Source organism: Pseudomonas azotoformans (assembly GCF_001579805.1).
In the GTDB taxonomy this organism is placed as follows: Bacteria; Pseudomonadota; Gammaproteobacteria; order Pseudomonadales; family Pseudomonadaceae; genus Aquipseudomonas; species Aquipseudomonas azotoformans_A.
Genome location: NZ_CP014546.1, coordinates 4878074 through 4890277, shown reverse-complemented (window position 1 = coordinate 4890277; position 12204 = coordinate 4878074). Strand labels below are relative to the sequence as shown.

Sequence of the window (12204 nt, the reverse complement as noted above, 5' to 3'; positions counted from 1 at the left end):
ACGCAGCACTTGAGGCAATGCTGACCACTCTAACTGCATTTCTGGAATTCAATCAGCTCATCCTGGCATTAGCCCCCACCCTAATGCTGAAACGTCATCATCTCCCCTCCACCCGCATGTTAATCTCGCCCCACCACGAATAGACATTGATCGTCACAAGACGATGACCAGAACCAGGAAAGCCCATGCCAAAGATTTCTCACTCAGCCCTGCGCCGCACATTCCGTGAATTGCTTGCCACCCCAACCTGCGTTGAAACCGCATCCGTCTTTGACCCGATGTCGGCGCGCATTGCCGCTGACCTGGGTTTTGAAGTCGGCATCCTCGGTGGCTCCGTTGCGTCGTTACAAGTATTGGCCGCACCCGATTTCGCGCTGATCACCCTGAGTGAGTTCGTTGAGCAAGCCACCCGTATCGGGCGTGTTGCCCAGTTGCCGTTCATTGCCGACGCCGACCACGGCTACGGTAACGCGCTGAACGTGATGCGCACCGTCGAAGAGCTTGAGCGTGCCGGTGTGGCCGCGTTGACCATTGAAGACACGTTGCTGCCCGCGCAGTTTGGCCGCAAGTCCACCGACCTGATCTCCATTGAAGAAGGCATCGGCAAGGTCCGCGCCGCGCTGGAAGCCCGTGTTGATCCTGAGTTGTCGATCATTGCCCGGACCAATGCCGGTGTGTTGCCGACCGAAGCCGTCATCGAGCGCACCCTGGCGTATCAGAAAGCCGGCGCCGATGGGATTTGCATGGTCGGTGTAGCGGACTTCGAGCATCTGGAGAAGATTGCAGAGAACCTGACGGTGCCACTGATGCTGGTGACTTACGGCAATCCCAAGCTCAATGACGCCAAGCGCTTGGCGAGTCTCGGCGTGCGTGTGGTGGTTGCCGGCCACGGCGCTTACTTTGCCGCGATCAAGGCGACCTATGACAGCCTGCGTGCCCAACGCCAGTTGACCCACAGCACCGATAACCTCAGTGCCACCGAGTTGACGCACACCTACACGCTGCCGGAAAACTACGTGGCGTGGGCTGAAGAATTCATGGACGTCAAGGAGTAAAGCGCCCCGCTCCGCTTTCCTTGCTGGCAAAAAAAGTTCCAACGCCCCGGTTGATCAATGGCTGTCGAGTGCGCTGGAACAAAACTGAATGGAACCGCAGGGTTTAACCGACCCGGGTGGCTTGCTGCAGAAATCTCAAGATTTCATAGGCAATCAATTCAGGCGCCTCGCGCTGTGGAAAATGCCCCACCCCCTCGATAACGACCCGTTCGTAGTGCCCGGAAAAGAACGCTTCACGGCCTTTGGAGCTGTCTGGGTGGTTGCACGTATCGGCACCGCCATGCAGGACCAGGGTTGGTAGCGACAGGACCGGGGCTGGAATCAGTTTCAAATCTGCGGCATCCGATACCGCATCGCCGTCAACGAATCCCCATCGATGGCGGTAGGAATGCAACACCACCTCCGCCCAATCCGGCCCCTCGAATGCACGGCTGGCGGTCTGGAAATCGTCCTCCGTAAACCATCCGGCAGGTGACCAGGTCTCCCACAGAGTGCGGGCGAATTCATGCCGATTCTGTTCAACTGTTTCGCGCCCCCTGGGTGTCGCCATAAACCAGTGATACCAGTAATTTCGCGCTTGCTGGAGGGAAATGGGTTGATGAGGATCATTGGTCCCGTAGCCCACCGACACCATCACCAAGGCCGAAGCAACACCCGGCCGGAGCCCGCAGGCGTTGGCAACAGCCCTGGCTCCCCAGTCATGGCCGACCAGCACGGGCGCTTGCAAATCCAGGGCGTCGATGAAATCCAGCAGGTCCAGCCCCAAGGTTGCCAATGCGCCACTGCGTGGTGTGTCGAGGTCACGGAACGTGGTGGGCGCGAACCCCCGCAGTGCCGGCGCCAATACGCGAAAGCCGGCATCGGCCAAGGCTGTTGCGGTGCGCATCCAGGTTTCAGGACTGTCCGGCCAGCCATGCACCAGTACGGCGACTCTGTTCGAGCCGGGGTTCCATTCCAGATAACCGACGTTCAACAGCGGTGTGGACACAAAGGCGTAATTCATGGTGGTTCAGGCTCCAGGCGATTAGCTCAGACAGATGCTATCGCCGCGAAACAAACTGATTCATGATGAATTACGACTGATTGACAACTTTTTGAGGTGAATGCCGTGAGCCTGGACAATGCCGCCGTTTCCCTGGATCTCTCCCTGCTGCGGACCTTTTTGACGGTGGTCGATTCAAGCAGTTTCGCCTCAGCAGCGGAGGTGCTGGCCATCACGCCTTCGGCCGTCAGTGGCCATATCAAGCGTCTGGAGGACGACGTCGGGGTCCGGCTGCTGACCCGGACAACCCGCCGTCTGGCGCTGACCCCCGAGGGAGAATTGCTCTACACCTATGCGCGAAACATCACCTCGCTGGAACGGGAGTTTCGCGCAAAGTTGCGCGGCTCGAATGTCGAGGGCCGAATCCGTGTTGGCTCTTCCGAGGATTTCGCAGGCACGTGGTTGGCCGAGGTACTGCAAGTCTTCGGGCGCAGTTTTCCGCGCACGGCCATTGAAATGAAAGTCGGCATCACCTCTGATCTACTGCAACAGCAGCAGCAAGGCAAACTCGATGTGGTGTTCGGCAAACAGTGCAGCCGAGTGACGGATGAAGGCGATCTGCTGTGGGAAGAACCGCTGGTGTGGGCGTTCAATTCAAAGGCCGTACTCACTGATGACAGCCCTGTTCCACTGGCGGTATTCCCGGAGCCCTGTGTGTATCGTGAAGCCGCCATCCGCGCATTGTCAGGTGCAGGGCGGCATTGGCGGCTAGCATTCGAGAGCAGCAGCATGGCCGGGTGCATTTCCGCCGCCCTGGCCGGTTTTGCCGTTGCACCCTTGGCCCGTAGCCAACTGCGCGAAGGTATTAAAGAGCTGGGGGCAGCTGAAGGTCTACCGCCCCTGGCCTGCGCACGGTTCTATGCCTTTTACGACAAAGCCGAAGGCCCCCTCAGGACCTTGGTCGAGTCCGTCAAGGACATTGGCAGACGCCGCCGTTTTATCTCGCACTCATTCCAAACCAACGGTTAATTCAAAAAGTACCCGTGCTGCGTTTTTTAGCGTGTATCCCTGCTGTATCGTAAAACCGATACACGCTTTCAAATCAACGCAACGAGGCAGTACCGTGAATAGGATATGCAACAAGGTTAGGGTTCACGGCGCTGTACTGTCTGGGTGTTTGTTAGTTGCGACATGCACTCAGGCCTCCCAGGCACCTGTCCCTGCCTATGGGCTGTATAACGTTGCCGATTCACTAAAGAAGAACATGCAACAGCCGTATTACACGACCCCTTACTTACTGTCTGATGCACTGGCCTCACGCCAGGGCGTTGCCTTGGTTGTTTGCGTACAAAAGGCCCTGGCCGAGCGGGAGTATTACACCGGGGAGATCGATGGCATCGTCGGGCAGGAGACCGAAACCGCGCTGTTCCTGTTTCAAATGGACTTGGAGTTGAATATCACCGGCAGCATTAACTCCGCCACCCTGGAAAAACTCAATATCGACACACCTGAATGGTTTAGCCAGTAAGCCATTTCTATGAACCTGCCTGTCACTGAATTCCCCTGGCGCTTTCGAGTGGTCATCTCACTCTTTGCAGCGCTGGTCGCTTTGATCTCCTGGCGCATCCTCGATTTGCAGGTCATCAACCGGCAGTTCCTGATAAAACAAGGGGATGCCCGCAGCCTGCGCCATCTCCCACTTCCCGCGCAGCGCGGCCTGATCACCGATAGAAATGGCGAACCGCTGGCTGTCAGTACCCCCGTCATTTCCTTTTGGGCCAATGCCCGGGAGCTTGCCATTGCGCAAGACAAATGGCCGTTGCTGGCGGCGCTGCTGGAGATACCTGTACCACGGCTGGCCGCGTTCCTGAAAAAAAACGCGCATAAAGAGTTTGTTTACCTGAGCCGGCGCCTGCCACCGGACAAAGCCGATGCGATCACCCACGGGGTCCATGACAACCACATCCCCGGCGTGTACAGCCTGGAGGAATCCCGTCGTTTCTATCCGGCAGGTGCTCTGACCGCCCATGTCGTGGGGTTCACCGATCTCGACGACAAAGGCAGCGAAGGCATCGAATTGGCGTTCGACAATGTGTTGAAAGGGGTTGCGGGACGCCAGCAAGTCCTGAAGGACCGGCGTGGCAGCCTCATCCGCGACCTGGGTACCGCCAAGCCGGCAAGGCCAGGGCAGGACCTGGCGTTGTCGCTGGACCTGCGCTTGCAATACATGGCAAACCGGGAGCTTCAGGACGCCATCAGCGCCAATGATGCCTTCGCAGGCAGCGTGGTCATCATGGATGTCCGCACCGGGGAGGTGCTGACCATGGTCAATTACCCCACCTACAACCCCAACAACCGAAGCCATCTCCAACCGGTGATGATGCGCAACCGGGCCTTGATTGATGTGTTTGAACCGGCCTCGACGATGAAGCCCTTTTCCATGAGCGCGGCGCTGGAGTCCGGGCGCTGGAAGCCTACCGATACCGTCGAGGTCGGTTCGGGGATCCTCAAGATTGGCCGGTATACGATCCGAGACCTGTCCAGGACCCAGGGGCCGGTGCTGGACATGACCGGCATCCTGATCCGCTCGAGCAACGTGGGAATGAGCAAGGTGGCATTCGATATCGGCGGTGAAAAGGTCTTCGACCTGATGCGCCGTGTCGGCCTGGGGCAAGACACCGGGCTGGGTTTTCCCGGTGAGCGCGCCGGCAACTTGCCCAATTACCGGGAATGGCGCCCGGCCCGAGACCGCGACGCTTTCATATGGGTATGGGTTGTCTGTCACGGCTGTCCAATTAGCCAAGGCCTACGCGATCCTGGCAGACGGTGGCAAAAGTGTGCCGATCACCCTGCTACGCCGGTCATCGGCGCCGGCCCCGGTGCAGGTGATCCCACAAACGGTCGCCGATACCCTCAAGCACATGCTGCAACAAGTCATCGAAGCCCCCAAGGGCATATTCCGGGCCAAGGTGCCTGGCTACCATGTGGCCGGTAAAAGCGGCACGGCGCGCAAAACCAGTACCGGCGTAAAGGGCTATACAGCGAACGCCTACCGCTCCGTCTTCGCGGGTTTTGCGCCCGTGCAGGATCCTCGGTTTGCCATTGTGGTGGTCATCGATAACCCACGCAAAAACGGCTATTTTGGCGGGCTGGTAGCGGCTCCGGTGTTCAGTCGGGTCATGGCAGAAGCCTTGCGGATGTACAACATCCCGCCTGACAACCTGGGCGAAAACGCGCGTTAGCCCAGGCGGGCCATGACGAAGTCGACAAAAGCCGCCAGCTTGGGCAGGGACTTTTTCTGGCGCGGGTACACAATTTGTACCGGCTTGGGCTCAGGCAAAAATGCCTCCATGATGCTGACCAGCTTGCCGTCTTTAACGGCATTGGCGACCAGAAAGTCGGGCTGCATCAGTATGCCGTTACCTGCAATGGCGGCCTGGAGCAACACCTGGCCGTCATTGCTCTTGAGCACTGCGCGCTCTGGCCAGGGAAACTCCGCATCGCCGCTTTTCAGCGACCAGGCAAATGTGTTGCTCCAGGAGGTGTGCGTCAGAATATCGTGCGTACGCAAATCCTCGGGCGAGGTGGGTGTTTGCCGCGCCTGGAGGTACTGAGGCGCCGCACAGATCACCATGCGATAAGGCGGAAGCGGCTTGGCAATCAGATTGGCTTCGATCAGTTCGGAAATCCTGAAGCCTATATCGAATGAGCTTTCATACAGGTCCATGACCTCGTTGCTCAGGATCAACTCGATCTGGATGTCCGGGTAAGCGCGCATAAAGTCCGAGACCAACGGCGCCACCAGGGAAACCCCCAATGTCATGGGCGCGGTGATGCGCAACAACCCGCTGGGCTTGCCGGTGGAGGCCTCGACCAGGCTGTAGGCATACTTGACCTGCTCCAACGCGAGTTTGGCTTCCTCGTAAAACAGCCGGCCCTCGCCCGTCACCGATTGACGTCGCGTTGTTCTTTGAATCAATTTGGTGTTGAGTGTGGTTTCCAGGCTTTGAATGTGACGGCCTACCATGACGGCTGACATACCCACCAATAAAGCAGCGTCGGCGAAACTTCCAGCTTCGACCACTGCCACAAATACTTCCATCTGCCTGAGTTTGCTCATGAGCGAATCTTCACACCTTAAAAAACGACGCTAACAACAAGGCCGCAGAAAAATACGCACGCTTGTTAAGTTCGTCAACACTCACTATCGGAGCGATAACTTTATAAGTTAGATAGCGGCGTATTAAGTACTTCGGGTTCGACTATTACTAACTCACGCTACTTTTCTACTTTGAAGCGCAAAGGCTGGATTGCTAACCTCAGGTTAGTAGACAGCAAACGGCCGGTCCATTTATTGCTGGCGCGTTTGTGCATAAAGTCATCCGTCATCACCCTGAGCGACGAGGCTTTCCCCATGCAAACCCCACTGGATACCGCACTCAGCGCCTTTCCCAAGGCCGACCTGCTGCAAGGCCCAACCCCGATTCAGCGGGCGTCTCGGTTGGAACAGCACTTGGGCTTGGTCGAACAAGGCATTGGCCTGTTCCTCAAGCGTGATGACCACATGCTCATCGGCGGTGGTGGCAACAAGCTGCGCAAGCTGGAATTTCACCTGGGGGCTGCGCTTGCACAAGGCGTTGACACGATTATCACCGTGGGCGGTATTCAGTCGAACCATGCACGCTTGACCGCGGCCGTCTGCGCACGGCTGGGAATCGCCTGCGAATTGGTACTCACACGCTCGGTGCCCAAGACGGAGCTCGAGTATGAACTCAACGGCAACGTGCTGCTGGACCAGCTGTTTGGTGCCGAAATGCATGTGCTGGCCAAGGGCGCTGACGCGTTGGCCGGGGCCGAGGCCAGGGCGGCACACCTGCGCGAACAAGGCCGCAAGGTCTTGGTGCTTCCAACCGGAGGGTCGACGGCGGCAGGCAGCCTGGGTTATGCGCGCTGCGCTGCGGAAATCGTTCGCCAGGAAGCGTCACTCGATCTCGCCTTTACTCAAGTAGTGGTGGCCAACGGCAGCTCTGGCACCCACGCGGGGCTCTCTGCGGGCTTTGAGCTACTGGGCAGGGGCGCTTCCATCGTCAAGTCGTTTTCCGTACTCCATGATCAACAGACCAGCACCCACCGAACCTTGCAATTGACGCTGGAGACGCTGGCCTTGCTCGGCAGCAAGGCCGACCTCGACGCAGCGGTTATCCATGTCGACGGCGGTCAACTGGGCGAAGGTTACGGCGTGCCCACTGAGGCCATGGTGGACGCCGTGCACCTGATGGCCCGTTTTGAGGGCTTGCTGGTCGACCCTGTGTACTCCGGCAAGGCGTTTGCCGGGGTGTTGGCCGACCTGCGCCAAGGTCGTTTTCGCCGTGGCGACAATGTGTTGTTCGTCATGACGGGTGGCACGCCTGGGTTGTTTGCCTACCGCGCGGCATTGACCCAGGCGTGAGCGCCCTTCCGTCGGTCAGTAGTTGGCGCTGGGGTTGCCCACCTCGATATAGCCGTTCTTCGGCGCGATGATCACGTCCAAGGGCGGCGGTGTAACGCCAAAATCATCCAATTGGTCCTTGAGCCCGGTGTACCAATCCTCTTGCTGTTTCTTGCGTGCATTGTCGGCCTTGATGTCGGCAATGATCGCGTAGATCAGCCCGCCGACTGCAGCAATACCGCCCACGGCACCGGCCAAGGCGCCTGCGGCACCGCCGATAACACCTGCGGCTTCGGCGACACCTGCCGCCACGGTCGTGATTCGCGGCACCACGTACGTGGCCACTTCTACTGCGCCCGCCACCGCCGACAGGCCATTGAGCCCGGCAAAGGTGCCCTGGAAGCCTGCGCCGACCTTGTCACCACTCTGGGCGGAGTTCTTCGCAGAAATCGCCCCGGTCACCAGGCCGAGCACGTTACCCGCCACGCCGCCCAGGCTCTTGCCGATGTTTTCCACGTCTTTCACGTACTTGGGCGCGTCAAACTTGTAGGTGCCTTGTTTGGTGCGGTCGAACTGATCCTGGACAAACTTGGCGCCGCCCTCCAGGAACAGACCCGCCGCCTGGAATGACTGGCCCACCGTCTGCGCCGTGCTGCCGCCCTTACCGCTGGCGATACGCGTGCCGATAGCCCCGGCGAGCAACACGCCGGACACGCCGTGCATCACCCCGGTTTTATACGCATCGCTGACCCCGGACGGGAGGTTACCGCCCCAACTCAGTTGGACTTTCTTGATCGCATCGTCGAACTTGGCGCCGCCACGCATCGCATCGTCCACCGCGCGGATACCGCTGATGATATCGGCGGTCTTCGGCGGAGCTTCTCCCGGAGGCGTGAACGCGGCAATGTTGTCGTTGATCACCTGTTCCAGGCGCGGATCATTGGCGCCGCTGACACCCAGGCCACGGTAGAAGTCATCGATGGTCTGGCCCTTGAGCAAGTCCTCGCGACCCAGCTTGGCGGCAGCGTCGTTGAACGTCGAGGTGCCGGCTTGCACGGTCTTGTCATCGAGCACCGCGTCGAAGATCACCTTGTTCACCCCGGACTGGATCACCGCCTTGTCGGCCGGCATGCCACTGGCAATCAGGTCGGACATTTCCTTGCCGGACGTGATGTGTGCGTACTCGGCCTGGACCTTGTCCTTGATCGCCTGCGGCGCGTTGTCCAAGGCCTTTTTGTAGTCCGGCTGCTTGCCCAGGGCCTGGGCGTAGAAGTCCGGGTACTTGATAAAACTCGACAGTGCGTCGGTGGTGCTGGCGCCCTTGGCGGCGAAGGCACTCTCCAAGGCATCGGTGCTGGATGAGGCTTCCAGGCGCCGCTCCATTTCCGCTTTGAGTGCCGGGTCGGCGGCGACCACTTTCTGCAGTTGCGCGGTGCCCTGGGTGTTGAGGAATTGTTGTACGTCCGGGTCCTTGCTCAGCGTGTCGATGCGGCTTTGCACGTCTTTGATGAAGTCTTCGCGTTGCTCGCCTGGGGACTTGCCCTCGCCTGACCACTCTTTGGCGGCATCCGGCCCCTGGTGGGCGAAGGCATCCGCCCCGGCCTTGTAGTTGGCCAAGCCTGTAGACAGCTGGATGATCGCAGCGACTTTATCGGCGCCGCTGGCGCTGGTCTTGCCGGTGGTGAAATAGTCGGCGCCGACCTTGGACGCGTCCCCTCCAGCCGCCTTCACCGCGTCTTCCGTGGCCTTGGCGTTGAGGTCCTTGATCTGGTCGTCGGCACTGTTACCGTCCAGGCCCTTGAGGTTCTCGTAGCCGTACTTGCCAAAGTCCTGCAGACGGCCCGCCTCGGTCCCATGGCGGGCTTCACCGTCCTTGGTGAAGCCGTCGATGCGGCCGTTGCCGACGTCACCGCCGTCGATGTGCTTGCCGGTTTCGTCGTAGTTCTCGACATAGTTGAGTACTTGGGCGGCACGCCAGGCGGCATCGGGGTCGTGTTCGAAATCACCGACACGCTCGCGCAGCTTGTCCTTGACCCCGCCCTGATTGCCGAGGTTTTTCAGCAGCGGGTTGTCATCGATGATCTGTTGTGCGCTGCGGGTATCGCCCATCGGCCGGCCTTCGCCTGGCAGTGGCAGGTGGTTGGACGGTGCGTCACCCTTGGGCGGCGTTTTCGGCTTGGGTTGCGGCAGTTCGCCCTTGAGCGTGTCCCAGCCGTATTTGCCAAAGTCCTGCAGGCGCCCGGCCTCTGTCCCGTGGCGGGCATCGCCGCCTTTGGTGAACCCGTCGATACGCCCATTGCCAGCGTCATTGAGTTCGGCGCGCTTGACTGTCGGCTTGCCGTTCTCGTCGAGTTTCTCGATGTGTTCCAGCACGCGGCTGGCGCGGTAGGCGGCGTCTGGGTCATGTTCGAAATCACCGACGCGCTCGCGCAGCTTGTCCTTCACACCGCTCTGGTTGCCGAGGTTTTTCAGCAACGGGTTGTCGTCGATGATCTGCTGGGCAGAACGAAAGTCCCCGCTTGGGCGTCGGGTGTCAGGGCCGAGACCATTGTCGCCCGGTTGATTGTCTACCGCCCTGGATACCGCTTTGTTCCAGTTCACGTTGGCGCCTGCGGTGGGTTTGCTGTCGACCGGATTGACCTGCATCACCTATCTCCTGTTTGGGCGTGGGGACAGGGATTATTGAAGGGTGAGTGCAACAGTCTTGTGACATGCGGACGATCGGCACATCCCAGGCAATTATGAACTTCAAGCGCATAACTCGTTTGTGTTTGCGTGGATTATCGGAGGCAATCCCTCACCGTAACCTGTGCCCATAGCGCAAGCACACCGCATTGCGCAGCACACAAACGGAGCTTTCCATGACCTTATCCACTCCCCGCCAGCTTGAAGGCAAAGTCGCGCTGATCACCGGCGCCAGCTCTGGCATTGGCCGTGCGGCCGCCGTTGTCCTGGCTCAACGCGGCGCAAAGATCGTTGCCGCTGCCCGCCGCCAGAGCGAGCTGGACGACGTGGTTGCCGAGATCACCGCCCAGGGCGGTATCGCTTCCTCTATCGTGGTCGACGTGACCCGCGAAGCCGACATCATTGCCATGGTCCAGTTTGCCGTGGACACCTACGGCCAGTTGGACATCGCCTTTAACAATGCCGGCACCGAAGGCGTGTTCGCACCACTGATCGAGCAGGACAACGCGCGCTTCGACCTGGTGTTCGAACCCAATGTGCGTGGCGTCTTCAACTGCATGAAGTACGAAGCCAAGGTGATGCTGGAACAGGGCTGTGGCAGCATCATCAATAATGCATCCATGGGCGGCGTGATCGGTTTCGAGAATGCCGCGCTGTATATCGGCACCAAGCACGCCGTGGTGGGCATGACCAAGACCGCATCCATCGAGTGGTTCAAGCAAGGGGTACGGGTGAATGCGCTGTGCCCAGGGCTGATCGAAACACCCTTCCACCATCGCGGGATCTGGCCGTCGGTGGAAGCCCAGCAGGCGTTCGCCGCCAGCACGCCCGCCAGTCGTTTCGGCACGGCTGAAGAGATGGCGACGGTCGTGGCGTTCTTGGGCTCGGAAGATGCCAGCTACGTGTCCGGTCACGCCCTGCTGGCCGACGGCGGCTACTCGGTGGCCTGACGGTTACGCGCCTGGAAGAAGTCGATAAATGCCCGGAGCTTTCCGGGCATTTGCGCACGGTTGGCGTAATACAGGTGGAAGGTCTCGGCGGGCGCCGCGTATTTTTCCAGCAACGCTACCAACGCGCCGCTGGTGATGTCCGCCTGGGCAAACGGCCGGAACACCAGGGCCACGCCACACCCCAGGCGCGCCGCCGACAAGGTGGTGCGCATCTCATCCAGCACCAGGCGTCCCTTCACCTGGAGCTCGACATTGGCCTTGCCGATGCGAAACGTCCAATCCATCAGCGGCCCGCGACTGCTCAAACGCTGATGGATGCAGTCGTGGGCCAGCAGGTCTTCAGGTGTGTTCAACGGCGCCGAGCGTGCCAGGTACTCCGGCGTGGCCACGGCCACCATCGGCTGCGACGCCCCCAGCGGCACCGCGATCATGTCACGCTGCAAAGCCTGGCCCAGGCGGATACCGGCGTCGAAGCCTGCGCCGATGATGTCGCTCAAGCCATTGTCCAGGGCGATATCCAGGCTGATGTCCGGGTACTGCGCGAGAAACGCCGCCACATGGGGTTCGATCAGCGAGGCGTAGGCCACGTAGGAGCTGTTGATTTTCAACGCGCCATACGGGCGGCTGGCGGTGTCGTGTACCTGCTGCACCGAGAAGCGGATCTGCTCCAGGGCCGGGGCCAAGGTGTCGAGCAATTGGCTGCCCGACTCGGTCAACGCCACGCTGCGCGTGGTGCGGTTGAACAGGCGCACGCCCAATTGCGCTTCGAGCTGCCTGATGGTCTTGGACATCGCCGTGGGCGTGACCTCCATCTCGGCCGCCGCCCGCGCGAAGTTCATATGACGGGCCACGCATTCGAACGCGATCAAGGCCGGCAGGTGGGTGGATTTCAGGCTCATGCAGCGTCTCGAAGGGTGGATGCCAATGGTGTCGCGCAGCATAGGTGAGTTCAACTAACCCGGCCACGCAAAAAAATCCGCCGCAGAATCTGCGGCGGCAACCAAAGGATTTTGTCGAAGCAGAGCGGCTAAGACAGCGTCCACGCTACACCCGCAGTCGATTAAAAATAGTGAAGTTTAATTAATCGAGTTTCATCCCTTGGCC

General features: G+C 59.9%; 9 protein-coding genes and 1 pseudogene. 6 read left to right on the top strand and 4 right to left on the bottom strand.

Annotated features, from left to right (window positions below; genetic code table 11):
- Window positions 1-185 precede the first annotated feature (185 nt).
- Window positions 186-1055 carry an isocitrate lyase/PEP mutase family protein gene (locus AYR47_RS22365; RefSeq protein WP_033902205.1) on the top strand — a complete coding sequence of 290 codons (870 nt, stop codon included), beginning with the start codon at window positions 186-188 and terminating at the stop codon, window positions 1053-1055.
- Window positions 1056-1158: 103 nt separating this feature from the next.
- Here the strand turns inward: AYR47_RS22365 and AYR47_RS22360 are convergent, their stop codons facing one another.
- Complete coding sequence (locus tag AYR47_RS22360) at window positions 1159-2058, bottom strand: alpha/beta fold hydrolase (RefSeq protein WP_061436918.1); 900 nt, start codon at window positions 2056-2058, stop codon at window positions 1159-1161.
- Window positions 2059-2163: 105 nt separating this feature from the next.
- Here AYR47_RS22360 and AYR47_RS22355 point away from each other — a divergent pair, with 105 nt between their 5' ends.
- From AYR47_RS22355 to AYR47_RS22345, 3 genes and pseudogenes are all read left to right on the top strand, one after another.
- Window positions 2164-3066: a LysR substrate-binding domain-containing protein gene (locus AYR47_RS22355; protein WP_208603909.1), complete on the top strand. Its 903-nt coding sequence runs from the start codon at window positions 2164-2166 to the stop codon at window positions 3064-3066.
- 235 nt (window positions 3067-3301) lie between these two features.
- Window positions 3302-3565, top strand: a complete 264-nt coding sequence (locus AYR47_RS32725) for a peptidoglycan-binding domain-containing protein (protein ID WP_061436915.1) — start codon at window positions 3302-3304, stop codon at window positions 3563-3565.
- Window positions 3566-3574: 9 nt separating this feature from the next.
- Window positions 3575-5261, top strand: a pseudogene (locus tag AYR47_RS22345) (peptidoglycan D,D-transpeptidase FtsI family protein); the annotation flags it as partial.
- A 14-nt stretch (window positions 5262-5275) separates the two neighbouring features.
- Here the strand turns inward: AYR47_RS22345 and AYR47_RS22340 are convergent.
- Window positions 5276-6157, bottom strand: a complete 882-nt coding sequence (locus tag AYR47_RS22340) for a LysR family transcriptional regulator (RefSeq protein WP_061436913.1) — start codon at window positions 6155-6157, stop codon at window positions 5276-5278.
- Between the two features lie 294 nt (window positions 6158-6451).
- Here AYR47_RS22340 and AYR47_RS22335 point away from each other — a divergent pair, with 294 nt between their 5' ends.
- The gene (locus tag AYR47_RS22335) at window positions 6452-7486 is read left to right on the top strand and encodes a D-cysteine desulfhydrase family protein (protein WP_061436911.1); all 1035 of its coding nucleotides are present in this window, start codon (window positions 6452-6454) and stop codon (window positions 7484-7486) included.
- A gap of 15 nt (window positions 7487-7501) precedes the next feature.
- Here the strand turns inward: AYR47_RS22335 and AYR47_RS22330 are convergent, their stop codons facing one another.
- A complete protein-coding gene (locus AYR47_RS22330; RefSeq protein WP_061436909.1) occupies window positions 7502-10111 on the bottom strand; it encodes a hypothetical protein in 2610 nt (869 codons plus the stop codon).
- Window positions 10112-10326: 215 nt separating this feature from the next.
- Between AYR47_RS22330 and AYR47_RS22325 the strand changes: the two genes are divergently transcribed.
- Complete coding sequence (locus AYR47_RS22325) at window positions 10327-11100, top strand: SDR family NAD(P)-dependent oxidoreductase (RefSeq protein ID WP_033902203.1); 774 nt, start codon at window positions 10327-10329, stop codon at window positions 11098-11100.
- Here AYR47_RS22325 and AYR47_RS22320 read toward each other — a convergent pair.
- A complete protein-coding gene (locus tag AYR47_RS22320; protein ID WP_033902211.1) occupies window positions 11085-11999 on the bottom strand; it encodes a LysR family transcriptional regulator in 915 nt (304 codons plus the stop codon). The genes AYR47_RS22325 and AYR47_RS22320 overlap by 16 nt on opposite strands.
- Window positions 12000-12204 lie beyond the last annotated feature (205 nt).

Excerpts from the sequence above, each read along its gene's own strand:
- AYR47_RS22360 (WP_061436918.1), bottom strand. The coding sequence starts at position 2,058 with ATGAATTACGCCTTTGTGTCCACACCGCTGTTGAACGTCGGTTATCTG.
- AYR47_RS32725 (WP_061436915.1), top strand. The coding sequence starts at position 3,302 with ATGCAACAGCCGTATTACACGACCCCTTACTTACTGTCTGATGCACTG.
- AYR47_RS22325 (WP_033902203.1), top strand. The coding sequence starts at position 10,327 with ATGACCTTATCCACTCCCCGCCAGCTTGAAGGCAAAGTCGCGCTGATC.
- AYR47_RS22335 (WP_061436911.1), top strand. The coding sequence starts at position 6,452 with ATGCAAACCCCACTGGATACCGCACTCAGCGCCTTTCCCAAGGCCGAC.
- AYR47_RS22340 (WP_061436913.1), bottom strand. The coding sequence starts at position 6,157 with ATGAGCAAACTCAGGCAGATGGAAGTATTTGTGGCAGTGGTCGAAGCT.
- AYR47_RS22330 (WP_061436909.1), bottom strand. The coding sequence starts at position 10,111 with ATGCAGGTCAATCCGGTCGACAGCAAACCCACCGCAGGCGCCAACGTG.
- AYR47_RS22320 (WP_033902211.1), bottom strand. The coding sequence starts at position 11,999 with ATGAGCCTGAAATCCACCCACCTGCCGGCCTTGATCGCGTTCGAATGC.
- AYR47_RS22365 (WP_033902205.1), top strand. The coding sequence starts at position 186 with ATGCCAAAGATTTCTCACTCAGCCCTGCGCCGCACATTCCGTGAATTG.